Origin of the sequence: Synechococcus sp. W70.1, assembly GCF_047461515.1 — a bacterium.
Lineage (GTDB): Bacteria > Cyanobacteriota > Cyanobacteriia > Thermostichales > Thermostichaceae > Thermostichus.
The window spans coordinates 169,234-195,043 of sequence record NZ_JANSHH010000022.1; the positions used below are offsets into that span (position 1 = coordinate 169,234).

27 protein-coding genes and 1 pseudogene are annotated in these 25,810 nt (G+C 60.1%); 7 read left to right on the forward strand and 21 right to left on the reverse strand.

The window, feature by feature from the left end:
• Window positions 1–52 precede the first annotated feature (52 nt).
• Window positions 53–1,489: a Fe-S cluster assembly protein SufB gene (gene sufB, locus NW808_RS05215; protein ID WP_414420507.1), complete on the reverse strand. Its 1,437-nt coding sequence runs from the start codon at window positions 1,487–1,489 to the stop codon at window positions 53–55.
• 131 nt (window positions 1,490–1,620) lie between these two features.
• Between sufB and sufR the strand changes: the two genes are divergently transcribed.
• On the forward strand, window positions 1,621–2,346 hold the full coding sequence (gene sufR / locus NW808_RS05220; protein WP_414420508.1) for an iron-sulfur cluster biosynthesis transcriptional regulator SufR: 726 nt from the start codon (window positions 1,621–1,623) through the stop codon (window positions 2,344–2,346).
• Window positions 2,347–2,406: 60 nt separating this feature from the next.
• Here sufR and NW808_RS05225 read toward each other — a convergent pair whose 3' ends face one another.
• The 6 genes from NW808_RS05225 to NW808_RS05250 form a co-directional block, all read right to left on the reverse strand.
• A complete protein-coding gene (locus NW808_RS05225) occupies window positions 2,407–4,203 on the reverse strand; it encodes a glycosyltransferase family 39 protein (RefSeq protein WP_414420509.1) in 1,797 nt (598 codons plus the stop codon).
• Between the two features lie 30 nt (window positions 4,204–4,233).
• Window positions 4,234–4,494 carry a DUF6761 family protein gene (locus tag NW808_RS05230; RefSeq protein WP_414420510.1) on the reverse strand — a complete coding sequence of 87 codons (261 nt, stop codon included), beginning with the start codon at window positions 4,492–4,494 and terminating at the stop codon, window positions 4,234–4,236.
• Window positions 4,495–4,567: 73 nt separating this feature from the next.
• On the reverse strand, window positions 4,568–6,196 hold the full coding sequence (locus NW808_RS05235) for a CocE/NonD family hydrolase (RefSeq protein WP_414420511.1): 1,629 nt from the start codon (window positions 6,194–6,196) through the stop codon (window positions 4,568–4,570).
• Window positions 6,197–6,234: 38 nt separating this feature from the next.
• On the reverse strand, window positions 6,235–6,735 hold the full coding sequence (fabZ, locus tag NW808_RS05240) for a 3-hydroxyacyl-ACP dehydratase FabZ (protein WP_414394140.1): 501 nt from the start codon (window positions 6,733–6,735) through the stop codon (window positions 6,235–6,237).
• Window positions 6,736–6,818: 83 nt separating this feature from the next.
• Window positions 6,819–7,724 carry a UDP-3-O-acyl-N-acetylglucosamine deacetylase gene (gene lpxC, locus NW808_RS05245; protein WP_414420512.1) on the reverse strand — a complete coding sequence of 302 codons (906 nt, stop codon included), beginning with the start codon at window positions 7,722–7,724 and terminating at the stop codon, window positions 6,819–6,821.
• Window positions 7,721–8,278: a hypothetical protein gene (locus NW808_RS05250; RefSeq protein WP_414420513.1), complete on the reverse strand. Its 558-nt coding sequence runs from the start codon at window positions 8,276–8,278 to the stop codon at window positions 7,721–7,723. Before NW808_RS05250 ends, lpxC begins: the two co-directional genes overlap by 4 nt.
• Before the next feature lie 53 nt (window positions 8,279–8,331).
• Here NW808_RS05250 and NW808_RS05255 point away from each other — a divergent pair, with 53 nt between their 5' ends.
• From NW808_RS05255 to rsmD, 4 genes are all read left to right on the forward strand, one after another.
• Window positions 8,332–9,111 carry an RNA methyltransferase gene (locus NW808_RS05255; RefSeq protein WP_414394135.1) on the forward strand — a complete coding sequence of 260 codons (780 nt, stop codon included), beginning with the start codon at window positions 8,332–8,334 and terminating at the stop codon, window positions 9,109–9,111.
• A 302-nt stretch (window positions 9,112–9,413) separates the two neighbouring features.
• Window positions 9,414–10,148, forward strand: coding sequence for a HEAT repeat domain-containing protein (locus NW808_RS05260; RefSeq protein ID WP_414420514.1), 735 nt, complete (start codon window positions 9,414–9,416; stop codon window positions 10,146–10,148).
• Between the two features lie 36 nt (window positions 10,149–10,184).
• On the forward strand, window positions 10,185–11,075 hold the full coding sequence (locus NW808_RS05265; protein WP_414410275.1) for a Sll0314/Alr1548 family TPR repeat-containing protein: 891 nt from the start codon (window positions 10,185–10,187) through the stop codon (window positions 11,073–11,075).
• Window positions 11,076–11,079: 4 nt separating this feature from the next.
• On the forward strand, window positions 11,080–11,631 hold the full coding sequence (rsmD, locus tag NW808_RS05270) for a 16S rRNA (guanine(966)-N(2))-methyltransferase RsmD (protein ID WP_414410274.1): 552 nt from the start codon (window positions 11,080–11,082) through the stop codon (window positions 11,629–11,631).
• Here the strand turns inward: rsmD and NW808_RS05275 are convergent.
• The 7 genes from NW808_RS05275 to rph form a co-directional block, all read right to left on the reverse strand.
• Entirely contained in the window at window positions 11,628–12,227 is a 600-nt protein-coding gene (locus NW808_RS05275; RefSeq protein ID WP_414410273.1) for a hypothetical protein, read from the reverse strand. The genes rsmD and NW808_RS05275 overlap by 4 nt on opposite strands.
• 44 nt (window positions 12,228–12,271) lie before the next feature.
• Window positions 12,272–13,801 (reverse strand): glycogen synthase GlgA, encoded by a 1,530-nt coding sequence (gene glgA / locus NW808_RS05280; RefSeq protein ID WP_414420515.1) that lies wholly within the window; start codon window positions 13,799–13,801, stop codon window positions 12,272–12,274.
• 54 nt (window positions 13,802–13,855) lie between these two features.
• Window positions 13,856–14,425, reverse strand: coding sequence for a shikimate kinase (locus NW808_RS05285; protein ID WP_414420516.1), 570 nt, complete (start codon window positions 14,423–14,425; stop codon window positions 13,856–13,858).
• Window positions 14,426–14,464: 39 nt separating this feature from the next.
• The gene (locus NW808_RS05290) at window positions 14,465–15,103 is read right to left on the reverse strand and encodes a riboflavin synthase (RefSeq protein ID WP_414420517.1); all 639 of its coding nucleotides are present in this window, start codon (window positions 15,101–15,103) and stop codon (window positions 14,465–14,467) included.
• 24 nt (window positions 15,104–15,127) lie between these two features.
• Entirely contained in the window at window positions 15,128–15,559 is a 432-nt protein-coding gene (locus NW808_RS05295; RefSeq protein WP_414410269.1) for a response regulator, read from the reverse strand.
• A 9-nt stretch (window positions 15,560–15,568) separates the two neighbouring features.
• Window positions 15,569–16,120, reverse strand: coding sequence for a hypothetical protein (locus tag NW808_RS05300; RefSeq protein WP_414420518.1), 552 nt, complete (start codon window positions 16,118–16,120; stop codon window positions 15,569–15,571).
• Window positions 16,121–16,319: 199 nt separating this feature from the next.
• Window positions 16,320–17,048: a ribonuclease PH gene (gene rph / locus NW808_RS05305; RefSeq protein WP_414410267.1), complete on the reverse strand. Its 729-nt coding sequence runs from the start codon at window positions 17,046–17,048 to the stop codon at window positions 16,320–16,322.
• A 228-nt stretch (window positions 17,049–17,276) separates the two neighbouring features.
• Here rph and NW808_RS05310 point away from each other — a divergent pair, with 228 nt between their 5' ends.
• Window positions 17,277–18,695, forward strand: a complete 1,419-nt coding sequence (locus NW808_RS05310) for a folate/biopterin family MFS transporter (protein ID WP_414420519.1) — start codon at window positions 17,277–17,279, stop codon at window positions 18,693–18,695.
• A gap of 77 nt (window positions 18,696–18,772) precedes the next feature.
• On the opposite strand, the gene NW808_RS05315 is transcribed toward NW808_RS05310, so the two are convergent.
• Complete coding sequence (locus NW808_RS05315) at window positions 18,773–19,450, reverse strand: Mo-dependent nitrogenase C-terminal domain-containing protein (RefSeq protein ID WP_414410265.1); 678 nt, start codon at window positions 19,448–19,450, stop codon at window positions 18,773–18,775.
• Between the two features lie 83 nt (window positions 19,451–19,533).
• On the opposite strand from NW808_RS05315, the gene queA reads away from it, so the two are divergent.
• Entirely contained in the window at window positions 19,534–20,721 is a 1,188-nt protein-coding gene (queA, locus tag NW808_RS05320) for a tRNA preQ1(34) S-adenosylmethionine ribosyltransferase-isomerase QueA (protein ID WP_414420520.1), read from the forward strand.
• 8 nt (window positions 20,722–20,729) lie between these two features.
• Here the strand turns inward: queA and NW808_RS05325 are convergent, their stop codons facing one another.
• The 6 genes and pseudogenes from NW808_RS05325 to glnT form a co-directional block, all read right to left on the reverse strand.
• Window positions 20,730–21,479: an HAD family hydrolase gene (locus NW808_RS05325; RefSeq protein WP_414420521.1), complete on the reverse strand. Its 750-nt coding sequence runs from the start codon at window positions 21,477–21,479 to the stop codon at window positions 20,730–20,732.
• A gap of 32 nt (window positions 21,480–21,511) precedes the next feature.
• Entirely contained in the window at window positions 21,512–22,021 is a 510-nt protein-coding gene (locus NW808_RS05330; protein WP_414420522.1) for an aldo/keto reductase, read from the reverse strand.
• A 141-nt stretch (window positions 22,022–22,162) separates the two neighbouring features.
• Window positions 22,163–22,351, reverse strand: a pseudogene (locus NW808_RS05335) (sugar phosphate nucleotidyltransferase); the annotation flags it as partial.
• 103 nt (window positions 22,352–22,454) lie between these two features.
• Window positions 22,455–23,468 (reverse strand): alpha/beta fold hydrolase, encoded by a 1,014-nt coding sequence (locus NW808_RS05340; protein ID WP_414420523.1) that lies wholly within the window; start codon window positions 23,466–23,468, stop codon window positions 22,455–22,457.
• On the reverse strand, window positions 23,465–24,397 hold the full coding sequence (locus NW808_RS05345) for a fatty acid desaturase family protein (RefSeq protein WP_414420524.1): 933 nt from the start codon (window positions 24,395–24,397) through the stop codon (window positions 23,465–23,467). The genes NW808_RS05340 and NW808_RS05345 overlap by 4 nt, the downstream gene beginning before the upstream one ends.
• An 87-nt stretch (window positions 24,398–24,484) precedes the next feature.
• The gene (gene glnT / locus NW808_RS05350; RefSeq protein ID WP_414420525.1) at window positions 24,485–25,786 is read right to left on the reverse strand and encodes a type III glutamate--ammonia ligase; all 1,302 of its coding nucleotides are present in this window, start codon (window positions 25,784–25,786) and stop codon (window positions 24,485–24,487) included.
• Window positions 25,787–25,810 lie beyond the last annotated feature (24 nt).

Here is a 25,810-nt window from a genome sequence, read left to right on the forward strand (position 1 = left end):
CGCGCAGCTAGCTAAAGTAAGCCGGCAATGGCCAATTCAGCTTGCTGGGGATCTAGCCAACGGATCCCTCTAGCTTCAAGCTCAGCAAGCGATCGGCCTCGACGGCAAACTCCATGGGCAGTTGGTTAAACACCTCCCGGCAGAAGCCGCTGATGATCATAGACACAGCATCCTCTGCAGAGATGCCGCGCGACTGGAAGTAAAACAACTGCTCTTCTCCAATCTTAGAGGTTGAGGCTTCGTGCTCCACTTTGGCGGTGTTGTTTTGCACTTCGATGTAGGGGAAGGTGTTGGCGCTGCACTGATCCCCAATCAGCAGGGAATCACACTGGGAAAAGTTGCGGGCGCCCTCTGCCTTCGGCCCAATTTTCACCAAGCCGCGGTAGCTGTTTTTGGAATGCCCCGCCGAGATCCCTTTGGAGATAATTCGGCTGCGGGTGTTGCGGCCTATGTGGATCATCTTGGTGCCGGTATCGGCCTGCTGGTAGTGGTTGGTCAGGGCAACTGAGTAAAACTCGCCCACCGAGTTTTCCCCCACCAACACACAGCTTGGATACTTCCAGGTGATGGCGGAGCCAGTCTCCACCTGCGTCCAGGAGATCTTAGAGTTGGCCCCCTGGCAGAGGCCGCGCTTGGTAACAAAGTTGTAGATGCCGCCCCTGCCGTTTTCGTCACCGGCATACCAGTTCTGCACCGTCGAGTACTTGATTTCGGCATTGTCCAGGGCAATCAGCTCCACCACCGCTGCGTGCAGTTGGTTGGTGTCGAACATGGGGGCCGTGCAGCCCTCCAGGTAGCTGACGTAGGATCCCTCGTCGGCAATGATCAAGGTGCGCTCGAACTGGCCCGACTCGCTGTTGTTGATACGGAAATAGGTCGAGAGCTCCATGGGGCAGCGCACCCCCTTGGGCACGTAGACAAAGGAGCCGTCGCTAAATACCGCCGAGTTCAGCGCCGCGTAGTAGTTGTCGGCGATAGGCACCACCGTGCCCAAGTACTTACGCACCAGCTCGGGATACTCCCGCAGCGCCTCCGACATGGAGCAGAAGATGATCCCTTCCTTGGCCAGCTTTTCCCGGAAGGTGGTGGCCACCGAGACGCTGTCGAAAATGGCGTCCACCGCTACATTGGCCAGTCGCTTCTGTTCAGACAGCGGGATCCCCAATTTTTCAAAAGTCTCCAGCAGCACCGGATCCACTTCGTCCAGGCTCTTTTTCTTCTCCCGCACCTTGGGGGCCGAGTAATAGACGATGTTTTGGTAGTCAATGGGGGGGTAGGTCACGTTTGGCCAAGTGGGCTCGCTCATCTTCAGCCACTGGCGGTAGGCCCGCAGCCGGAACTCCAGCATGAAGTCCGGCTCCCCCTTCTTGGCCCAGATTTGGCGAATGATGTCTTCGTTTAGGCCCTTGCCGATGGATTCTGAAGGGATGTCGGTAACAAAGCCGTACTTGTAGGGCTGGTTAACCAGGGCGCGGACGCTCTTAGACATGGGTGGCTCTCAAGTAGGGATTAGAAGCGCGCAAGAACAGACGGCCAACTAAAACAACATAGTTGTTGCTTAACTAATCCTCAAGTTACTTTAGCAATGATCCCGTTGTCAAAATAGGCAGGAGGACAACGGTGAACCGAGCACGTAGGATCGCCGGCCAGGCTACCCAGCCTACTTCCAGTAAGCAGGCTATTTTGATCTACCTGCGCAAGGCAGGACAGGCTACTGCCCAAACCCTAGCAGAGCACTTGGGCATTTCTCCCCAGGCCATTCGCCGCCACCTCAAGGATCTGGAGGCGGAGGGACTGATCCGCCATGTCGCTCAACCCAGCGGCCTTGGCCGTCCCCAGCACTTCTATCAGCTTAGCCCCCAGGGGGAAGCGCAGTTCCCTGCCCGCTACGACGAGTTTGCCCTGGGCCTGCTCAACACGCTGGCCGAAACCTTGGGAGCCGAACAGATGGGATCCCTGCTCCAGCAGCAGTGGCAACGCAAAGCCCAGGAGTACCAAGCCCAGATGGGATCCGGATCCCTGGCCGAGCGGCTAGAGCGCCTGGTACAGTTGCGCCAGGCAGAAGGCTACATGGCCGAGTACCACCCCTATCCCAACCACCTGGCTGCCCCCAGGCCAGCAGAAGGCTCTGAGCAGTATGTCGAGCAGTACGTCCTGGTGGAGCACCATTGCGCCATTGCCCAGATTGCCCAGCGTTTTCCCAGCGTCTGCGGCCATGAGCTGGAGATGTTTGCCGCCGCTCTGCCCGATTGTCGGGTGAAGCGCCTCAGCTGGCAAGTTAACGGGGAGCACCAGTGCGGCTACTGGATTGCCAAGCCAGGCTCCTCCGCAGGGATCCCTTCCTAGGCCCAGCCCCAAGAAACTGCAGGTGACGGCTTTAGAAGACAAGCAAGAGCAGCCATAGTCTTAAGGATCCGCCACCTCAAAGGCCCACAGCCCTCGCTCTGCTGGGATCCGATGCAGCTGACCCTTGGGAAAGCGTCGCCGCAGCGCTGCCCCTTGCTGCTCCCATACCCCCTCGTTCATAAACAGGGTAAACGGCGGCTCTAGGTCTTGGCTAAGCAACGTCTCGGGGGGAAAAACCTTCACCTCTTGTTCTTGCCTGGCAAAAAATTGAATCCAACTTTGCCAGTAGGCAGGCTCTCCCCAACTGAAATAGGGGTAGGCGGCGCTAGCAGCCAAATAGAAGCGGTGGTTGGGATCCCTCTGTCGAGCGGCCACGTAGCGCCCGGTGGCTCCCACGTCGTTGCCCTGCGTCCAGCCCTTGTGGACAAAGTCGCCCCAAATGGCCAAGTTCCAGCCTCCAATGAGGAGGATGGTGCCCGCCATCGCTACTGCTGTTACGGTGGATCCCCAACGTTCCAGGGGAGCGGCCAGCGTCTGGATCCCTTCCAGGGTTAGGTAGGCTACAAAGGGCAGGATCACGAGCAGGCGGGTATAGTTGGGGGCTTTGGTGATAGCCAGGCTAAAGAGCAGGTAAAGAAACAGGAAACTGCCAATACAGAGCCAGTCGTGCGGCTGGCTGCGCCCCCTGAGGACGCGGTAGAGCCCAGATCCCAGCCCTAGCCAAATCAAGATCCCTGTCAAGGGATCCACAAAGGCATGGCCGTAGTTGGGATAGATATAGCCCCGGTCGTGCTGGCTGGGGTCGTTGAACATGCTCAGGCCATTGCGGATGTTGCGCCACACCCCCTCTGCCGGCGTAGCCGCGTTCACCCACATTTGCTGCAGCGCCCGCCCCTCGGGGAAAAAGAGAAATTGCTGGCGGGCATACTCGGCGCTTTCTGGGGGGGCAGTGGCGGTGGCTACCAGAATGGGCGCGGCCACCAGAAAAAATCCCAGCGCTGCCGGCACTGTCAGCTTGGCTAGGGTCCAAACGGGGTTGGCCTGCAGATCCTCCCGCCTCAAGAGCAAGTACAGAACGCCAAACAGGAGTCCCAACAGGATCACCACGCGCCCTGGCAAATAGCCGTAGAGGGAGAAAGCCGCTGCCCCTCCCCCCAAATACAAAAGCAGGGGATTTTTTTCCCGCACGCCCTTCAAGATCAGGGCCAGAGCTGCACACTCCACCAGCACAATCAGGTTTTCCCGCATGGCCATGCGGCTAATGCCTAACAAGGCGTGGTTGGATCCCAGAAGGGCCGCTCCTGCCAAGGCCAGCCGGGAGTTCCAGAACGACCGAAAAAACCCGTAGGCCACCAGAATAGTAATCACCCCAAAGGCGGCATGCACCGTGCGCACATTGACCAGGGTGACTCCTCCCATCAGCCGCGTCAGGCCGCCAAAGAGGCTAAACATAAAGCGGGGGAAATAGAAGTACTCTGGCATCAACCCAAAGAGATCGGGGTAGCGCACCCCGGAAGCCCGACGAGCCATGGAGGTGATGACAATCTCGTCGGTGTTGATTTGAAAAGGGATGTTGGCCAGGTCGTAGAGGTAGAGGGGAGCAAAAACCAACGCCAACAGCCCCAGGTGCAGCAGCTCCTGGCGCCAGCGCAGCCGCGTCGGATCCCAAGGGGGCTGAGCCGGGGGAAACTGGGCCACATACAGCCCCACCAGCAAAATGCTCAGCAGCCAGATCCCAATTTGCAGTACGTGGTAGCCAAACGCCCCGTACCAGAGGGTCAGGGCTATTCCTAGGCCGAGGCCAGATCCCAATAGAGCTGGGCGCCGGGAAGTGGCCAGGGTATCCCAGACTGCCATAGGACTGGTTTCAGCCCACTGGTCGATAAGTTAGTAACCCCGCGTTCTCTCCGTCTCCCGCTCCGGTTCTGGCTCCTTGAAGTTGGAGGGATCGTAGAGGAAGCGGTTGACCTCATCTTCGAGGCGGTAGATCTCAAAGGGCTCTAATTGCTTGCCAGTTCGCAAGGCCAGCAGGTAGCCGTCCACCAGCAGCCGTAGCTCGTCAATGCGCTGATAGCCGCGATGCCAACTGTCCACCAGCGCATCGGTTAGAGCTTGATAGTGCCGGATTAGCTTTGGGTCCTGCAACATGGCGCTCTTTTGCCCACCTGGTCTCATCCTAGCGTTTGATTTTCGTTTGTTAAGCAGAGATTGCAAAGCCGCACTATTCCTCAAGAATGGGCAAGATTAACCGCGAAGGCGTGTTGCCGCCGCTGTGAAGAGTCAGGGTGAGAACGCGGCCTTCCATTTGCCGCTCCTCCCGCTGGCCTGTACCTGGGTTAACAGGGTAGGCAGGGAAACAGGCTGCGCTTAGGCTAAGGCGTAGAGCGTGGCCACGGGGAATGCGGATACAGGTGGGCTGACAGGGGATCCCAATGGGGACATTGGGCTGGGGATCCCGCAGACGGCGGTAGCCCTGGGAAAAGTTATACACCTGGCCATCCGGCCTCACTACCGAGAGCACGGCGCAGAGATCAAAGCTGGGGCTGTCCGCCTCGACGTAGAGCTCTGCCGTGATGTCCCCCGCCAGGAGGAGGTCGGTTTCTAGGGGGGGAGTGGTGTAGGTAAGAACATCGGTGCGGCAGTCAACAGCAGAGCGCTCTTGGGGTCCGGCAGGGTAAACCAGGTGACCCCCCAGGGCGGGTACCGGTCGCCAGGGATCGTGAACAAAAGTATCCGACTGCTGCCTCGGCGGGGGCTCCGGGCGGAGGAATCCCTCGAGTTCGGAAAGGGCAGCTAGACCAGTGCTGTGCAGGTAAAGAGCTTTTGGCTCAGGGTTGGGCCAGGCCTCAAGGCTGCGCCAGCGGTTGGAGCCCATCTCGAACAGGCGCACCGGCGGCTCTTGGAGGATCCCTGTGTCCTTGCCTTTGAGGAACTGGTCAAACCAGCGCACCTGCAGCCGATCGATGGGGCTGACGGCCTCAGGGCCAAAATCCAGCGCTCCCACCCTGCGCCCCCAAGGGAGGTGGGCCCACGGCCCGACAACCAGGTATTGGGGGTTCTGGCTGCGGGCACTCATCTCCTTGTAGAGGCGTAGGCTGCCACTCAGGTAGCTGTCAAACCAGCCGGCAATGTGCAGCATTGGCAGGTCCACCGCCTCCAGCCGAGGGGAGAGCTGGCGCCAGTAGTCGTCCGGCTCGCTGTGATCCAGCCAGTCGAAGTAATAGGACTGGGGCGCATATTGCTGCAGCACGCCCGGCTTGAGGAGGATAGGGTCGTGGAGGGGCAAGTTGCGCGACGCCTTGAAGAGGGCCTGATAGGCACTGGCATCTCCCCGCCGGCGTGCTCCCTCGGCTTCCAGTTGCAGGGCCCAACTGAGGTTGTTGTAGAAGGCAAAGGCTCCCCCAGGGTAGGCGGCATCCGCGTAAAGGTCGTAGGGCAGCATTGCCGGGCAGATGGTTTTCAAAGCGCTGGGACGGGCAGAGGCGGCATACAGCTGGGTCATGCCCTGGTAGGAAAAGCCGTACATACCCACCGCGCCGTTGCTCCCTGGCAAAGCAGCCGCCCAGCTGACGGCGTCGAACCCATCTTCAACTTCGTGGCGGAAGGGGTAGAAGGAGCCTTTGGAAGTGCCTCGCCCACGCACATCCTGGATGACCACAATATAGCCATGGGCTGCGTACCAGCGCGGATGGGCGTACACTACCGTCGAAGCAATGGCCCGGCCATAGGGCTGCCGCATGAGCAAAACCGGATAGCTCCCTTCCCCCTCGGGGCGATAGATATCCGCGTCCAGTTGGATCCCATCGCGGGTTAACATGGAAACCGTTTCCCGGGGACGTACAGGCAGCATGGTTTGGAGGGGCGCGGTGAGGCTTTCCTACAGATTACTCAGTCCACCAAGGAAAACATCAGCTCGCCTTCAGTAACCAATTGCCCCCCCACCTGAGCCCGGCAGAACATCTTGCCGATGCGCTTTTGCCGGATGGTGAGCAGGTCAGCTGACAGCAGCAGTTGATCTCCAGGCAGGACGGGGCGGCGAAAGCGTACCCCATCGATGCCGGCAAAAAGAGCTAGGCGCCCGGCTGCATCCGGCAGCTTGGTCAGGACGATCCCTCCCACCTGAGCCATGGCCTCAACAATGAGGACACCGGGCATAATGGGGCGGTTGGGAAAATGTCCCTGGAAAAAAGGCTCATTGAAGGTGACGTTTTTGAGGCCCACTGCCCGTTGCCCTGGGAGATACTCCACCACGCGGTCCACCAGCAAAAAGGGATAGCGGTGGGGCAGAATCTCCAGGATTTGGTCTGTAGTGAAAACGGGGGGAGCAGCTGCCAACTGAGCCGCTGCTTCAGCCGAGAGAGGGGGAGGAGGACAGACATCGGAGGACATGGCAAACCCAAAGAGCTGGAAGACAAACCTCAAAGCCTAAAGGGGAGATGGCCTAGTCCCACGATAGCGGGCAGTGCATCCTGTCAAGACTGCAGGAGAGAGGCCAGCTTGCCGTGGCAGCCAGGATCCCTTTCTGGTGTTGCCTCCGCCTGAATCTGGAGGGATCCGCTCCTTAGCAACTGTTTGGCCAGACGGTGGTGTAGGGCATGCCCTGCCTTGTAGGCTACAATGTGCCCCTGGAGGTGGCAGCCCAGTAGGCTGAGATCTCCTAGTAAATCTATCAGCTTATGGCGCACCGGCTCATCGGGGTAGCGCAGGGGTCCCAGCCACGCGGTTGCAGTACAGACAATGGCGTTTTCCAGGCTGCCCCCTTGGATTAGCCCCTGTTGGCGGGCTAGCTCCGCATCTTGCTGGCGGGAAAAAGTACGCGCCGCTGCGATGGAGCAGACAAAATCCGGCCTATCTTCCCTCCAGCTTAGCCACTGTTGGCCAATGGGAGAGTCGGCAAACTCGATGCCATAGGTAAAGCGGGCCTCGGGGTGGGGCAGGGCACTGACAAAAGCCTCCCCTGCCCAGACGGTAACCGGCTCTTGAACCACGCCCACCAGGGCTGGCTGCTCCTGGGCCAAGATCCCGGCCTGGACAATGGCCTCCACAAAGGGCAGGGCCGAGCCATCGAGGATCGGCAGCTCTGGTCCTTCTACCTCAATGCGGCAGTTGTCGATGCCCAGAACGTAAAGGGCAGCTAGGAGGTGTTCCACCGTCTGCACCTGAGCAGAGCCCTGCTGCAGGCGGGTGCAGAGGGCAGCAGGAGCCAGGGATCCCACCTGGGCAGGGATAGGAGGGGAGCCTGGCTGGTCCACCCGCACGAAGACCCGACCGCTGCCAGCGGGGGCGGGGTGGAGACTGCAGCGGACCGGCAGGCCGGTGTGTAGGCCGACGCCTTCTAGGGAAATAGAGCTGGCCAAGGTGCGCTGTTGACTTCTCATGGTGCTCCTGCCGCAAGACGCTCTTGGCCCTGGTCGAAAACCCGGTAGTACAGCTCCCGGTAGCCCACGCGCAGCCTGCTGCTGGCGTCTGCCAATCTGGCCTTGCGACTGCGAGTGCCGTAGGCGCTGAACACCTCGTAGCTATCTCCCTCGAAGAAGAAGGAGGAGACATCGGACACCTCTTCGCCTCCCAGCAACTGCCAACGCCCTCCCTGGAATCGCAGCCGGTAGCGGGCCCTGTCGAAGCTGCCAGAGGGACGGTCGATAGTGGCGTCGATCCTGCCCTCGTACTCCGGGGGCTCGGCTCCTGCTATGGGATGTACCTCGACGGAAATATCGCGGTAGCGGCAATTGGGACGGTTGCAAAGGCGAATTGAGCGCATCGCCTCGGCAATGGCTTCCAACCGCTGTCGCGCCTCCGCTAGAGAAACCCCCTGGGCCGGCTCTAAGGTGGAGGACAGTCTTTCCGGCGCAGCCAGCCCCGCCGATCCCCAGCAAAGCCCCAGCAGCACAAAACACAGCAGGCCTAGCCAGCAGCGGTAAGCAGATCCCATAGGGCTAGTTGTGGCAGGATCTAGTTCCTCTACTCTATCCGTAACCCCAGGCGATGCAGACACCCTCCCCCAGGGTTCAGGAGCAATTGGCCCAGGTGCGGATTGTCCTGGTGCGACCAGTGGGGCCGCGCAACCTGGGCGCCATTGCCCGCGTGATGAAAAACATGGGTCTGCGACAGTGGGTCTTGGTGGATCCCCGCTGCGATCCCCTTGATCCCGAAGCAGTTACCATGGCTGTGCATGGCGCCGACTTGCTCCGCCAAGCCCGGCAAGTGCCAACTCTGGCGGAGGCCCTCCAGGGATGTGTCCAGGTCTTCGGGACTGCAGGCCGCCGCGAGCCCTACCCCCCCGAGTGGCAAGTTCAATCTCCCCGCCAAGCCTTTCCCGAGCTACTGGCCGCCGGTCCTGTGGCTTTGGTGTTTGGCCCTGAAGATCAGGGCTTGAGCAACGAAGAGCTGGCCCTCTGCCATCGCCAAATCCAGATCCCCACCGATCCGGCCTACCCTTCCCTCAACCTGGCTCAGGCGGTGGGCATCTGCTGCTACGAGCTGCGCACCCTCCTTTGCCCAGATCCGCCGCTTCCGCCTAGCCCTGGCCTCTCCAAGCCAGCTCCCTTCGAATTGCTGGAGGGCTTTTTCGGCCAGCTGGAGGCGCTGCTATTGCAAATTGGCTACCTGTATCCCCACACGGCCCGCCGCAAGATGCTCAAGCTGCGCGCCCTCTTTCACCGCGCCGGCTTGACCGTGTCCGAGGTGGCCTTGCTGCGCGGGATCTTGCGACAACTGCAATGGAGCCAAACGGCCTGGCGTCGAAACCTCCCCCAAGACGATTAATGCGGGGGTTTGGATCCCATAGGGGCGGGCAGGCAGTACACTCTGGCGGCTCCTCCCGGTTGCAAAGTCGTACGCAGCCCCAACCCCAGACCATTCGCTAGCATCCTGAACCGCCAGGGTTGCAACTTGCAAAGACTGGCTGGTGAGGGGCAGAAGCTTTTGTTATCCTGGCGCTTAGGTTCTCCCGTCGGCAGAGGGAAGGCGGCAAACTTTTCCTGACACGGGAGGCGAGCAGGGTCTCTAGCTTGCCGTGTCAGGCGGGCGTGCTTCTAGTGGCAGGATCGGAGAGAGGGTGGGATCCAATGTTTACGTGGCTCTGGACAAGGCACTTTTCTCGGTTGAACCAGAGGCTGCAAAGCTTGGAGGTGGCCCGTGAGGAAAACCTTCTGTCCCCTGATCTCAGCGCCCAAACCCTGCAGGTAGCCCCCGATTTTTGGGAGCGGCAGCACCAGGCTTTTGTCTACGTAGATAAGCAGATCCGCAAGCTCAGCCGTCGCAGCAAAATCTGGGGCGGCCTGGCGCTGCTGGCGATTTTGGCCGATGCTGCCTTGGTGGTTGCCGGCCTAACCCTGTTCCAGTCTTGGCAACAGCTGCAGGCCAACCAAAACCTTGCCCGCATCGTTGAGCAGGCGTCAGCTGCCGATCCGGTGCAGCAGGCTTTTGACAACCTGTTGGCTCAACTGCCGCACCTGAACGAGGTGGAGCGGTATCGTGCCCTGGAGGCTCTGCAGGCTCTCTCGGCTATTGCCCCGGTAGATCAGGGTTTTGGATACGAGCCTAGCTTGGCGGCAACTCCTCTGGAGGCCCAAGTGCAAACAATCTACCGTCTAGGGCAGATGCGGGCGGTTGAGGCGGTGCCGGCTTTGCTGACCAAGCTTGCGGACAGGGAGCCAGCAGTGCGGGAGGCGGCAGCTCGCGCCCTTGGTCAGATTGGGGATCCGCGCGCCCTTCAGCCTTTGCACGAGCTCCTGGCCCATGAGACGGATGAGCTGGTCCAGGAGGCAGCCATTGCCTCCATTGCCCAACTGCTGCGGTAAAAAGCAGGTCAAACTGGCATTGATCCGGGCGTGGGGATGAAAAGCCGCAGGTTTAGCAGAGTCAGCAAGCTGGTAGGGATCCTGTGTTGGGTATGGGCAGCGGCTGGGCCGGTTTGGGCGCAGGATCCCTTCCGCAGTGGGGCCAATGCCCGCCCCATCAAGCCAGAGGTGGCTAGTGCCTTTGAGGAGTTCTTCTGCGCAGGCCGCTACACGCAGAGCCGGGAGAAGCTAGAGAAGGCTAGACAAGCTTCTCCCAAAGAGCCGATGGTCTACGCCCTGCTGGCGGCGCTGGCCTACCAGGAGGGGGATCTGGATGCTTTTGCCCAGTTAGCCACCCAAACCCGCCAGGTGGCCGCCGAGCTGAAGAAGACGGATCCCTTGCGCGGCAACCTGTACGAGGGCGTGGGCTATGGGTTGGAAGCGGCCAACATTGTGGTGCGGGAAGGGGTAGTGCTCGGCTTGCCTAAGGCGTTGCCCACTCTCAACCAATTGTTTGCGTCCATTCGCGCCGCCCAGGCAGTAGACAGCAGCGACCCGGAGCTCAATCTTCTCAACGGCTATATCGACTTGCTGCTAACCTATCGGGAGAAGGCTTTGAACCAATTTCGCCTAGCAGCGCCTGAGTATTTGTCCTACCGTGGCCAAGCGCTGGCCTACCGGGATATGCAGCGCTATGACGAAGCGCTGGCGGCGGTGGATCGGGCAATTGCTGTTTCCTGCAACAACCCCGAACTTTACTACCTCAAGGCGCAAATCCTGGTTGCCAAGGGTCAAGACCGGGAGGCGGTTCCCCTTTTCGACCAGGCTTTGCAGGCCTCTAGCCAGTTGCCGAAAGCCTTGGTGGAGCAGATCCAGATGGAGCGGGATCGCGCCGCCCAGCGCAGTGGGCTGACCGTCCAGTTGCCTACACCGACTCCCTCTCCCTAAACCGATGGGCCTGCGCATCAGTGGCAAACGGACGCTGCAAACCCCTGCTGGCCGGGGAACTCGGCCCACCCCTGGGCGGGTGAGGCAAGCCCTGTTCAACATTTTGCAGGGGCAGGTGAAGGACTGTCGCTGGCTGGATCTCTGCTGTGGAGCCGGCACGGTAGGGGCAGAAGCCTTGTGCCATGGGGCAGCCTTCGTGGCCGGCATTGAGATCGCTGCGCCGGCCTGTCGCCTCATCCAGGCCAACTGGGCAAAGGTAGCTCAGCCGGGACAATCTTTCCAGGTGATTCAGGGGGATGCCCGCAAGCTGCTCAGCCGCGGCCTGGGTTTGGATCCTTTCGATTACGTCTATTTTGATCCCCCCCATGACGCCGGTCTGTACGCCCCGCTTCTGCCGCTGATCCCGCCCTTGCTCAAGCCAGGTGGAACCTTGATTGTCGAGCATCGCAGCGGCCAAAAGCTGCCAGAGCAGGTGGGATCTCTCCTGCGCGTCGACCAGCGGGCTTATGGGCAAACGGCGCTGGCTTTCTACCGCAATCTGGAAGAAAAGCCCTAGGGAAAAGGAGTGCTAACAAAGCCAATTTCCAGCAGCTGCTGGTAGGCCTGGGTGCCTAGCTCCCGGGTTGGGGTTTGGCTTTTGATGACCTGGATCAACCAGCCCACGGCCTCCTCAGGGCGCCCGGCAGCCCGATAGACCACGGCCAGGTCGTAGGCGGCCTGATCCCGAGCCTGGGCGGCAACGCGGGCCAGCTCCCGCTGCTCTTCGGAGATGCGGTTTTGGATCCCGGCAAAAGCGCGGGAGAGATCCTGGTGGTAGTTGGAGCGCTGGTTGTAGGCGTTAAACACCTGCTGCAGGAGCTCGATGGCTCGGTCGTAGTTTTGGGCCTGAATGGCAGCGTTGGCCTCAGCAGCCAACTGTTCAGCTCGCAACGCGCTGAGAGCGCTGCTGGGTTGTTCTAGGGCCCGAAACTGCTGGGGATTGGGAATAAGCTGCTGGCGGGCGGGCACTTCTTGAGCCGTAGCCCAAAGACCTGAACCGACACCCAGCACTAGGCCAAGCAACAAGCCAAAGGCCAGCTGTACCCAAGAACGGGGCAGGAAGGCAAGGCCACGAGCAGCAGTTCGACCACCAGTAGGGGGTCGTCGGAGCATTGGCAAGTAACCCTCAAAACCTTGCTAACCCGTTCCACTCTACCTCACTCCGCGGGGCTTTGCTGCAGCTCAGGGATCCCCTCCCCTAGCGGTTGCTGAGGAGGCAACTGTTCAGACGGCGGGGAAGCCGGTTGAGCCTGGGAGGGAACTTTTTCTGGCAGCAGGGGCAAGTTCATAATCCGCTCGTACAGGCGCAGGTACTGCAAAGCCGAGCGGTGCCAACTGAAATCGCTGGCCATGCCTCGCTTTTGCAGCGCTTGCCAAGTCTCCTTGTGCTGAAACGCCTCCCAAGCCCGCGCTAGACAAGTGTAGAAGTCCAGAGCCTCGTAGCGGTCAAAGCAGTAGCCGGTGCCGATCCCTTTGCTGGGAATATGGTGGCTGACCGTATCCACCAGTCCCCCTGTACGGCGGACAATGGGCACACAGCCGTAGCGCATGGCAATCATCTGGCTAATGCCGCAGGGCTCAAAGCGGCTGGGCATTAAGAAAACATCTGCCCCCCCATAGATTAACTGGGCCAGTTGCGGCTGATAGCCCTGCTGATAGGACATTCGGCCTGGGTGCCGCTGGGCCATTTCCCGGAGCCGCTCTTCGTAGTGGGCTTCGCCGCTGCCCAGCAAGACAAATTGCGAGTCACTGTAGGCCAGAAAGCGCTCCACGGTTTGAATGACCAAGTCAATCCCCTTTTGTTCCACCAAACGGGTCACCATGCCCATGAGAAAGACGTCGGGGTTGACGGTCAAACCCAGGCGGGTCTGCAGCACGGCCTTGTTCACCGCTCGACCGCTGAGGTCGTCGATGCTGAAGTTGGCGGCTAGATGGGGATCCGTGCGGGGATCGAACTTCTCGGTGTCGATCCCGTTTAAGATCCCCCACAGGCGTTCTCCTTTCCAAGCCAGCAGATCCTGGAGGCCTTCTCCATAGAGACTGGTGCGGATCTCCAGGGCGTAGGTGGGCGAAACGGTGGTTACCTGGTCGGCGTAGAGGATCCCGGCGGCCATAGTGTTGTGGGCGGAAAAATACCAGGGCAGCCAGGTCATGCGTTCCAGTTGCCAGCGCCACGGTCCCTGATAGGCCAGGTTGTGAATGGTAAAGACGGTGCCGATATCGGGAGCCTGGTGCATCCAGGCCGGGATCATGCCGGTGTGCCAATCGTGGCAGTGGATGATGTTGGGCCTCCAGGGGTAGTAGGTCCAGGCAAATTCGGCCACGGCATTGGCAAAAAACGTAAAGCGCCAAAACTCGTCCTCGCCGTAGTAGATGCGGTGGGGGGCAAAGCAGTAGTGGCTGACCAGGTAAAGGGGGACATCGGTGCCGGGTAAAACGCTTTCGTAGATATCGGCCACCTGGCCCATGACCTGCTTCGACCAAATGGGGTCTTTGGAGCGGGGGTATTGCCCCGGCTCTGGGCCAAATTGGTCCCACAAAAATCCGTATAGGGGCATGATGATGCGCACGTCCTGCCCCAGCTGGCGCAAAACAACAGGCAGGGATCCCACCACATCCCCCATCCCCCCTACCTTTGCCAAGGGCGCTGCTTCCGCCGCTGCAAACAAAATCCTGGCCTGTACCACACTGCCCTCCCTGCTGCAATACCAGACCCTCCCCTCCTATTTTTGGGGGTTTTGCTACGGGTTGCAGGGCGGCTGCTCTCGCAGGCGGGCGCAAATGGCCTGCCAGACCTGTTGAACCAGCTGGGACAGGCTGGTTTCTGAGTGGATGGGCACCCGCACATCGGCCTGGGCGTAGAAGGGTTCTCGTTCCCGCATGAGCCTCTGCAGAGCAGTCTGGGGATCGGGAGTTTGCAGGAGGGGACGTTGGCCAGGATCCCGGCTCAGCCGCTGCCAAATGAGCTCAGGGGCCACATCCAGCCAGACGGTGAGGCCGTGGTGCAGGTAGCTCCAATTTTTGGGCCGCAGCACAATGCCGCCGCCGGTGGCAATAACCAGGCGAGTGTAGCCGCTCAGTTGCGCCAACACCTGGGTCTCCAGCTCCCGGAAGTGGGCTTCTCCCTGCTCGGCAAAGATCTGGGCAATCGAACAGCCGGCTACCTGCTCCACCAGAGCATCGGTATCAAAGAAGGGACGGCGCAACTGGGCTGCCAGCTCAGCTCCCAGGGTGGACTTGCCGCTGCCCATCATGCCAATCAAATAGACAGTGACGCCGCGCAGGCGTTCGGCTTCTTGGGGAGGGATCATGGGGGCAAGGACTCCGTCCCGCTACGCGAACGGCTGGGATTAAACGTAGCCGTGCTCGGCTAGAAACTCCAGGGAGAGGCTGCTCTCCGGCGGGGCCAGGCCCAAGAATTTTTCCACATATTTGCCCAGGAGATCTGCCTCCACGTTTACCGGATCCCCTACTTGCAGCAGGGAAAGGTTGGTCTGGCGGTAGGTATGCGGGATCACCGCCACCTTAAACCAACATCCCCCTTGGCGGATCTCGGCAATGGTCAGGCTGACGCCGTTCACCGCCACACTGCCCTTGGGCACGATGTAGCGGCCGATGGCCGCCGGCACCTCGAAGCTCAGCTCCCAGGCGTTGCCGGTGGCTGCTTGTTCGCAGAGGTGCCCCACCCCGTCGATATGGCCGCTGACGAAATGCCCCCCTAACTTGTCCCCCAGCCGCAGCGCCGGTTCCAGGTTGACTGGGCGTGGCCCTGGGGATCCGCAGCCCCAGGTCGAGCGGCGCAGGGTTTCCGGCGAGACATCTGCCAAAAAGCCATCGGGCAGGATCTCTACCACTGTCAGGCAGAGGCCATCCACCGCCACGCTATCCCCACAGGCTAACTGCGGCTGCAGCTCTGGGCAGGTAACCCGTACCTGCGAAGACGAGATCAACTGAGCTGTACCCAAACTGCGCACTAGACCCGTAAACATGCTTCGGCTTCCTTGGCCTGCTTGCTAAGCCTTGGCCTGATCCCCAAAGGGGGAAAGGGATCCCAGCCATAAGCTGGGCGAGTTGGTTTGGGCTCCTCGGAGAGAGCGGGAGTTGGGATCTTGGGCCTGGGCTAGGAGCCGCTCCACCTCGGCAGTGAGCTGGCTTTCGCTAAAAGGCTTGGTCAGGTAGCCGGTTGCGCCCGACCACTTGCCGCGGATGCGATCCAGCAAGCTGTCCCGCGAGGTAACCATCAGGATAGGGAGAGACTTGAACGCTTCCAGGCTGCGCACGATGCGGCAGAGCTCTATGCCGTCGTTCGCGTTAGCGGTGCGGAGCACATTCCCGGGCATGGCGATCGCGTTAGCGGTGCGGAGCACATTGTCCATCAATAGCAGGTGAGGCCGGTGCTGGAACAGGAGGGGGAGCACCTCGGCGGGGTTGCCCGTTGTAATCACGCGTTCGCGTTAGCGGTGCGGAGCACATTCGTGGCGGCGAGCTGCTTCTTGCAGCAGGGGCTCCAGCTCAAACCCACCAATAGGGGCCTCCTGGGCAACCCGTTCCTGCACCTCGAAGTAGCAAGTGCCCCCCCGTTCGCGTGAGCGGTGCGGAGCACACTCGAACAGGTAGCGGTCAAAATCGGTAAGCAGGTTCATCCAGAGGGCATCTTCCAGCTCGCCTGGCTTTATCAAGCCCAGCTCGGTCATCATCTCCAGTAACTCCGGCAGGGAGTTGTCTGGGAGCAGCCGCTGCTGCAGCACACGGATAACCCGCTGGGGCCAGTCCAGGTTGAGGCGGGGGATAAAGCGCGATAGCCGTCGCAGTAGGATCGGGGCATTGAGGGGCTGATCGGCGGAAAAAAGCAGCCGGCCGTGGTAGTAGGTCAGGACCCAAGGCTCTGTGCCCTCGGCGGGATCCTCGCCCCTAAGGTGAAGGTGGAGATAGCCAGTGGTAAACCGCCGACCTTGCTGCCGGAGCAGAGGCGCCAGTTCCGCCGCTGCAAAGAGAAAATGGGACATGGGAAACCCTCCGGCCTAGCCTCTCCAGGCTACCTAAGCAGCGACTACATCAGCTACTCACCTCAGTTGAAGAGAGAGCCTTAGTTTGCGGCTGCTTTATCCCATTATCTCCCCTTCATCAAACCATTAACCTGGCCACACCCTCCCCCTGCCGGGACAGCAGTTCCCCCTTTCGGGGCCCGGGCTAGGCTTGCCTTGGCTACAAGTCTAGAGCCTCCCGCTGGGCCTGGAGCAATTTCTGGATGCCGGCCTGGGCCAGGTCTAGCATTTGCAACAGTTGCGAGCGGTCAAAGCATCCGGATTCGGCGGTACCCTGGATTTCAATTAAGGCTCCCTGCTCGTTCATGACCACGTTCAGGTCCACTTCGGCTTGGCTGTCCTCCTCGTAGCAGAGATCCAGCAGCACCTCGCCTTGCACAATTCCCACCGAAAGGGCTGCCACTTGCTGTTGCAAAGGGGATCCCTGCGCCGGATCCAGCAGTCCCTGCTTGTAGAGCCAGGTGATGGCATCGTGCAGGGCCACGTATCCACCGGTAATTGCGGCGGTGCGGGTGCTGCCATCGGCTTGCAACACATCGGCATCGATGGTGATGGTGCGGGATCCCAGCTTCCGGAGATCCAAAGCTGCGCGCAGACTGCGCCCAATTAGCCGCTGGATCTCAGCGGTGCGGCCGGAGACCTTGAGCGTCTCCCGCGGCTGGCGCTGTTGGGTGGCGGTGGGCAGCATGCGGTACTCTGCGGTCAGCCAGCCTTGGCCGGTGTTTTGTAAAAAAGGGGGGACTTCTTCGGCCACGGTGGCGGTGCAGAGAACATGGGTATCGCCAAGCTTAACCAACACCGAGCCGTGGGCGTAGCGGGTGAAGTGGCGCTGGAAGGAAACCGGGCGCAATTGGGTAGGTGTGCGGCCATCAGGGCGTTGCCAGCTCATGGGCGATTCAAATCCCTCGCATTGTCGTTCAGGTTCACCCACGGCAGCTTCTCCAAAAGGGCTGCCAGCGCCTTGGAAGACAGGCAGCGGGAGAGCTGCTGTTGTAGGCCAATAGGCAGGTTACAGTGTAAAGAAGTTCTTAGCCAACTTTTCCTACTGTTGCAGCAAGTTCTGGAACAAAAGGTGTCCTGCAGGGCAGGACCCAGCCAGCAAGAAGACACAGACGTCATGATCCTCCTCTTCCTGCAGCGTTTACGTCAGTCGGCGCTCGACCCCCTCCAGGAAATCCGCTGGACGCCGGAACTGTTTGGGATCCTGCTGGTGTATTTTGTGCAGGGGGCAGTGGGGCTGGCACGGCTAGCCACCAGCTTTTACTTGAAGGATAACCTGGGCCTCGGCCCAACACAGGCAGCGGCGTTGATGGGCCTGGCTGTAATCCCCTGGACTGTCAAGCCTCTTTATGGACTCCTATCGGATACGCTGCCGCTAGCAGGCTACCGGCGCCGCCCTTACCTCCTGCTGGCAGGGCTGTTGGGATGTGGGGCCTGGCTGGGGATGGCTCTGGGGGCGCCGACGGCTGAGCTGGCCCTGCTTTGGATGGTTTTGGCATCCCTGGCGGTAGCCGTGGGGGATGTCATTGTCGATTCGCTGGTGGTGGAGCGGGTGCAGGGCAGTGACTGGGCGGGAACGGGCACGCTGCAGTCTCTAACGTGGGGGGCCACAGCTCTGGGATCCCTGCTCACGGCCTATGCCGGGGGGGCGCTCTTGGCTCACTATCCTCCCCAGGTGGTGTTTGGGCTAACAGCCCTGCTGCCCATGCTGATTGCCCTGGCTGCTTGGGTCATTGAGGATCAGCCCGTGGCTAGCGCCTTGGGCTGGGATCCCCTGCAGCAACAGGTAGTTCGGGTGTGGCAAGCCCTGCGGCAGCCCAGCGTTTTCCTGCCGCTGCTGTTTGTGTTTGTCTGGCAGGCAACTCCCAGTGCCGACGTAGCGCTGTTTTACTTTGTTACCAACGATCTCGGCTTTGGTCCGGAGTTTTTGGGCCAGGTGCGGCTAGTGACTAGCGTTGCCAGCTTGGTAGGGGTGGGAATCTTTCAGGTGTATCTGCGGCACATCCCGCTGCGCCCCCTCTTTGGCTGGATGACGGTCATTTCCGCAGCTCTAGGCCTGACCAGCCTGATCTTGGTCTATCACCTCAACCGCGCTTGGGGCCTCGACGACCACTGGTTTAGCCTCGGGGATAGCCTGGTGCTGACAGTAGCGGGGCAAATTGCCTTTATGCCGGTGCTGGTTCTGGCCGCCCGCCTTTGCCCGCCAGGGATCGAGGCCACCTTTTTTGCCCTGCTCATGTCGGCCTTTAATTTAGCGGGGTTTCTCTCGCAGGAGCTGGGATCCCTGCTCATGCACGCTCTAGGGGTAACCGAAAGCAATTTCAGCCACCTGGGGCTGCTTTTGGTGATCACCAACCTCTCCACCCTCTTGCCCTTGCCCTTGTTGGGTTGGCTGCCCGCCGAGAGGATAACTCCCAGCCCAGCAGAGTTGGAGGCGGAAGCTCAGGCTTCGCTGCAGTCCTTCTTGCAGGGAGCAGAAGCAGCCGCTAGGAGAGAGGCAATCCCTTTGGGAGAGACGGACATAACCTACTCCTAAGGGGCCGGCGGCCAATAGACGCACCCCTCTTTTGGGAAGAAGGTAGCGTTGGCTTCCACCTGCTTGAGCGCAAGGTATCAAGTGTATTGGCTAATGTCTTCCCCAGCTTCTGCCAGGAAGGAGAGGGCGCGGCAGCGCAAGGCCACCACCTGGTCGTAGAGGGGGTTAAGCTTGCACATGGGGGGAATGTGCAGCACCTTGCGGCCAAACAACACCACATCCCGCTCAAAGGGGCAGTGGGCAGGGATCATACGGCATAAGAAGCGGGCTACCCTCACGTCGCGGACTTGGATGCCGTCCAGCCACTTGCGCAAGGGAGCCAAAAGGTCGGTATAGCTGCTTTCAGGCTGGGCTTCTGCCGGCGATGGCGAGGTGGCCCTCTTGTCGACCAGCGTAGCCTTGAGCAGATGGAGCTGGGGAAGCTCCAGCCCAAAGGCAGTGGCCAATTGGTGCAACAAGCGATCTTCCGGCTCGGAATATACCCCATCGGCAACGGCTGTCATCACCGCCGTGCGCAGGAAATCTTCCCGCAACTCCGGCTGCAACTGGGCCGCCAGCTCTTCGGGGGAGAGGGGAGCGAGATCTTTCCCCTCTTCTTCGGGCCAGTCGGAGCGGATGAGATCTTCGATGAGTCGTTGCTCTTCGGGGCTGTATTCTCCATCAGCCCAGGCAATGCCAAGCAGCCCTCGTAGCCATAGTTCCGCCTGCTGGGGTGAGCACTCCCTAGCAGAAGTAGGCGTGGAATCGCTAGACATGACAGAGCTCCACAAGAAGCCACCGCCATTTTAAAGAGCTAGGCTGGACTGGAGGTTGAAGTCTGTGCAACCTCCTTTTGTTCATGACGGATCCTCTTCCACCCCTAGCTGCCCAGGTTGAACCCAGCCCAGGGAGCGCTGAAGAGCCCAACCCGGATCTCCTAACTGCTGCCTATGACTACTCCCTACCGCCTGAGCGGATCGCGCAGAGGCCGGTGGAGCCCCGGGATCAGGCGCGAATGCTGGTGGTGTACCCCGATAGGCACGAGCACCGCCGCTTCTGCGACCTCCCCGACTACCTGCAGAGCGGGGATCTGCTGGTTCTCAACGACACCAAGGTCATCCCGGCCCGGCTGTGGGGAGCCAAGATCTTGCCGGGAAAGGACGCTTTTGGGGCGCGGGTAGAGGTTTTGCTGCTCGAGCCAGAGCAGCCCGGGATCCCAGGCAACACCTCCCCTCAGCAGCAGATCTGGCGGGTCCTGGTCAGGCCGGGCAAACGGGTCAAGGTGGGGGATCAAATCCGGTTTTGGGATCACCAGGGCTTGCTGGCTGAGCTGACGGCCGCAGTGCTGGCGGTGGACGCAGAGACCGGCGGGCGGGTGGTGCAGTTTGCATGGGAAGGGGCGGATGCCTTTGAGCAGATCCTGGAGCGGGTGGGGCGGATCCCGCTTCCTCCCTATCTGGAAGCTGCCCGTGCCCTTGACCCGACAAGTGCAGGAGTCCGACCTGAAGACTATCAAACCGTCTGGGCCAGACACCCGGGCTCGGTGGCTGCCCCCACCGCAGGCCTGCATTTTACCCCTCAGCTTTTGGAGCGGTTGGCCCAGAAGGGGGTCCAAACTGCCTACATCACCTTGAACATTGGGCTGGGTACCTTCCGCCCGGTAGAGGCAGAGCGAGTAACCGACCACCGCTTGCACAGCGAGTGGCTCAAGGTGCCGGCAGAAACGGTGGCCACTATTCGCAAAACCCAAGCCCAGGGGAGGCGGGTGATTGCGGTGGGAACAACGGTGGTGCGGGCCCTAGAAACGGCAGCTCTCTCCGGCGCCCTGCAACCCTGGCAGGGAAAGAGCGACCTCTTCATCTACCCCGGCTATTCCTGGCGGGTGGTGCAGGGGCTGATCACCAACTTTCATCTGCCCCGCTCCAGCCTGATGATGCTGGTGGCAGCCTTGATCGGGCGACAGCGCTTGTTGGATCTCTACCAGGAGGCCATCGAGCAGGGCTATCGGTTCTACTCTTTTGGGGACGGCATGCTGATCCTGCCCTAGGGGGATTCTTACCCTTTTGCCAAGGGCTTGGTAGGAAGGTCAGCAGGACGGTCTTGGCCAGTGGCAAGCCAAGTTTGGAGGCGCTCCCATTCCACGTGGGGGTAGCCATCCACTGCCCAATCGGCCCGCCGCTGCAGCATGTGCAGAGGAAAGAAAGTGGCCAAAGCCAACACCGGGATCCCTTGCGAGCGAGCCGCTTGAATGCCGGCGTAGGTGGCTTCAAAACTCAGGCACTCCTGAGGGGAGAGCCCCATCCGCTCTAGGAGCAGACGGTGCAACTGAGGATCCCCTGCCTCGCCGGTTACGCGGTAGCGGAAGTCATGAGTCAGCCGCGCCAGGGCTGGACAGGGGAAGCGCTCCAAAAAAGCCTCCACCTCGACAGCGGCGTGACCACTCAAGAGGCCCACCTTGAGCCGTAGCTGCTCCAGCTTCTCCAAGGCCTCCGCCAAGCCGGGAACCAGAAGAGATCCCTTTTGCTCCTGCAACGCCTGCCGGTAGTAAAGGGCCTTACGCTGCAAAAGTCCTTCTTGCTGCCTGGGGCTGAGCACCCGTCCCTGGGCTTGCCAGAGGGCGAGCAGACTCTCCCGATCCGGTTGGCCCAGATGGTGTAGCCGATAGAGCTCTTTTTGCGCCGGGGATCCCAGATCCCAGGGGCGCAGGTTCTCCTCCAGCAACACTTGGTTGATGGCGTAGAGGTGCAGCTCCTCGTCGTCAGCCACCACGCCGCTCCAGGTTAGGATTACCCCTTGCAGCGTCATGCGAGGTCCTATTTCAGATTCTCCGGACAATTCTAGGAAGCTGGGATCCCTGGGCGGGTAGGAGGAGCCATAAAGCTGGGGGGAAGGGGTTCGGGGACGTGCCTTTGCAGGATCTCGTCGATGGTCTGCATTGCCTCCGCCTCCAGCGACCAGCCCCAAACTCCGGCTAGGTCATCCAGCTGCTGGCGCTTGCGCGCTCCCCATAGGATTGCACTCACCCCCGGCTGATCCAAGAGCCAGCGCACCGCCAACTGGGGCAAGGTTTTGCCGTAGCGCTCCCGCGCCAGTCGGCTCAGCTCTTCTGCCGCTTGCAGGTACTGGGAGTAGCGAGGCTCTCCAAACTTGGGATCGATGCCGCTGCGCAGATCTCCAGGCGGAAACTTGGTTTGCGGAGTCAGCCTTCCCCCCAACAGCCCCCGGCAGAGGGGACTGTAGATTAGCGTGGCAATGCCGTTGGCCTGGCAGTAGGGCAGGACATCTGCTTCGATCTGGCGCTCAAACAGGTTATAGGGCGGCTGGGCCGTGTGTAGGGGTCCCGGCAAGGACCCGGAGCTAGAGGATGGCAAGCCCCAGAATTGGCGGCAGTATCTGCTGGAACTCAGTGGTATTCCCTGGTGGATCGGCAAGCTCAAGACGTACTTTTACCTAGCGACAGGACAACTGCAGCGATACCCTTACGTTCCCGAAGCGGAATTGAACTGGGTCAAAACGTAGATTTTATGCACCTCTGAATTAATGCAATTGCTGACAGGAATATCAATCAAACGGTATTTCCCAGCTAGGGGTACAGCAGGTTTTGCCCGTAATTTGGTCAAGGGATACAGCCGTGCTCCAGCACCGCCGCCTGGAATAATCGCCAAAACCCGCTTCATGGTTTCGCCTCCCCTTGCGGTTGTCAGTATCAGGGTGCCCCGCTCCGGTACCGCTGACAAGAGTATCTTACTCCTGTTGTAGCATTTGTTGCACTGCCCTTACTCAGGAACAGTGGATGAGTTCCTGGATGGCATCCCGAATAAATGCCGCATCTACCGGATTTTGGTAGGGATTACCGGCTCGATGCCCCCACAGGGAAGGAATCTCTTTGTACATCACATTGGGGATGTATTCCGCCTCGGCCCGACAGTCTGCGGGGGTGAAATAGAGATCGGTTTGCCCGGCCATGACCAACGTATGGGCACGAATGCTTCTGAGAGCCGCCTGGTAGTCGCCCTGGTAAATGGGGTTATCACTGACATCACAGCGAATCCAGGTTTCGAGCATCGCCAGCAAATCATGGGGATCACGGCGGCGATAATTGGCCTCCCAACCACGAACCAGGTAGTCTTCCAGCGAGGCATACCCCAACCCCTCATAGAGCCTCTGGTTAAAAAACGGCTGGGATAGCGCCCAACTGGCGTAGATGCAGGCAAAAGCCCGAAACCCCCGGTCAGGTACCCCCACAAACCGCCGCCCATTCCAAGCCGGATCCGCTGTCAGCGCCGCCCGTAAACTTTCCAAGAACAGCCGGTTGTGAACCGTAGTTTTAGCCGTACCGCACAGAGCCGCAATCCGTTCTACCCGCTCTGGAAACAGCGCCCCCCAGTGATAGGCCTGCTGCGCCCCCATAGACCAGCCGTAGATGAGGGCAATCCGCTCAACCCCGAAATGCTGCCGCACGAGACTCTCTTGCAGTCGCACATTGTCCCAGTGGCTAAACCAAAAGCCATCTTCCCGCAGCCCACAGTTGGGGTCATTACTGGGCGAAGTCGAACAGCCATTGCCCAGCATATTGGGAATGACAATAAACCAGCGTTCCGGGTCGAGAATGCCATCGGGGGCAATGAGCCAATCAATATCCGAATGGTGCGCTCCGTAGGACGTGGGGTACAGCACCAAGTTATCCCGCCGGGGAGAAAGCTGACCGTAGGTGGCATAGGCCAGCGTCACCCGGGGTAAACAGACGCCACACTGTAGCTCAAAATGCTCCAACTGCCAGAACTGGGTCCTCATCCGGTCAAGGATTGGATGATCTGATAATGCACCCTCAGGTATCCCGCCTCCACGTGTGCCAGATGGGGCCGCAGGTAGGCATGGGCCTGAGCCAGTGCATGGAAAGGCAGCGAAGGGTACAGATGGTGCTCCGCATGGTAGGGCATATTCCACATGAGTAACCGCACCGGCCAAAGCGTAAGCGTCGTGCGGGTGTTGGTCAAAGGATTCTCATCCTGGCTACAGCCCGTGTGTTCCGCCAGCAGAATAAAGCGCAAAATCGGTTGCCCTACCGCCAAAGGCCATAACCACAGTACCAGGAACCCAGGCCAGCCCGTCCCTACCCAGATAGCTATCCCCAGGGCATAAACAGCCAACTGCCACCGCACCGAGCGGATCACCTCTGCCCGTGCCGCTTCGGGAACGTAAGGGTATCGCTGCAGTTGTCCTGTCGCCAGGTAAAAGTACGTCTTGAGCTTGCCGATCCACCAGGGAATACCACTGAGTTCCAGCAGATACTGCCGCCAATTCTGGGGCTTGCCATCCTCTAGCTCCGGGTCCTTGCCGGGAATTTGCGTGTAGCGATGATGCCACGTGTGGTAGTAGCGGTAAAAGGTACTGTTATAAAACGACAGCAACCCTGCAAACCAAGCAACACCGTCGTTGATTTTGGGGCTGGCAAAAGCCGTGCGATGGACGCATTCGTGCAACGCCGCAAACATGGTCGCCAAACTGGTTCCGTAAACCACCAACGCAGGTAGGGCAACCCACCAGCGCCATCCCATCTGGGTCCACCACAGACTCCCACTGACCCCCATAACTGCTAGGTGCATCAGTAATTGCACCCATCCCGCCCGGTCGGAGCGCACATGGAGTTGCTTGAGCACTTCTGCTGGAATCAGACGGTGGGGATCACATGGCCACGCTTCCACAGTACGATTGGCTGACATACCCGCCATAAAAGCCCCTTGGAGTCAACATATTCCCCGGTAATTTTAGACAAACATTGCCGTTGCCATCGTATCCTAGGCAACCCTTTAGCAGTCCAGGGTTGTTTCTCGTTCCCAGGGAGTAATCTGGCGGCTGTACTCCTGCCATTGCTGTTTTTTCAACTTCACGTAAGCATCAACGAAAGCATCCCCCAAAGCCGCCCGAAACATGGCACTGCGATCCAAATGTTCCAGCGCTTCTATTAGGGACGTAGGCAGAGTCGGCAATCCGGGAATCGGGTCGGTGTAGGTATTGTTGTCGCAACGAGTACCAGGGTGACGCTGGTGACAAATCCCATCCAGCCCCGCTGCAATCAGACCCGCCGCCAGGAGATAGGGGTTAGCCGCACCATCAGCCAAACGCAACTCAAACCGACCCGGATCAGGGATGCGAATCAGGTGGGTGCGGTTGTTGCCGCTGTAGCTAATCGTGGTAGGTGCCCAGGTGGCCCCCGAAGCCGTAGGCGGCGCATGGAGACGGCGATAGGAATTCACCGTCGGGTTGGTCAGGGCACACAACGCCGGAGCATGGTACAGCACCCCGCCGATAAAGTAATACGCCAGCGACGAGAGACCCAGTTCCCCTTTGGCATCGGCAAACAAATTGGTTGTCCCGGTCACATCCCAAACCGACAGATGGGTATGGCAACCATTGCCCGTCAGATGGGGAAATGGCTTGGGCATGAACGTCGCCCGATAGCCGTGCCGTTCCGCAATGCTTTTCACCATGTATTTAAAAAAGGCATGACGGTCGGCGGTAACCAGCGCATCGTCAAATAACCAATTCATTTCAAACTGCCCGTTAGCATCCTCGTGGTCGCTCTGGTAGGGATGCCAACCCAGCTTTTGCATCCCATCGCAGATATCCCGAATCACCGCAAAACGACGCATCAGGCTTTGCTGGTCGTAGCACGGCTTGGCTTGGCAATCCTGCCCATCGGAAATGGCCCACTCCGTAGGGGATAGGAGCATAAACTCACATTCCACCCCCGTCTTGACCCGGAAACCCAGGCGTTCTGCCTGCGCCAACACCTTTTTCAGCACCCAGCGTGGCGTTTGTTCCAAAGGCTCCCCGTTGGCCTGAATCAAATCCGCAGGCATCCACCCCACCTCTGGTTGCCAAGGTAATTGGAATAGGCGCTGGCGATCCGGCTGGGCAAACACATCCGCATCCGCAGGGGTCAAATCCAACCACGTAGCAAATCCCGCAAAACCTGCCTGCCCATCGGCCATGCGGTCAATTGCTGAAGCAGGCACCAACTTGGAGCGCTGCGTGCCAAACAAATCCGTAAATGAGATCAGGAAATAATCAATACCCTGGCTGCGGGCAAGTTCTGAAAGTACCGGCATCACTAGAATTACTAGGGTTATGGA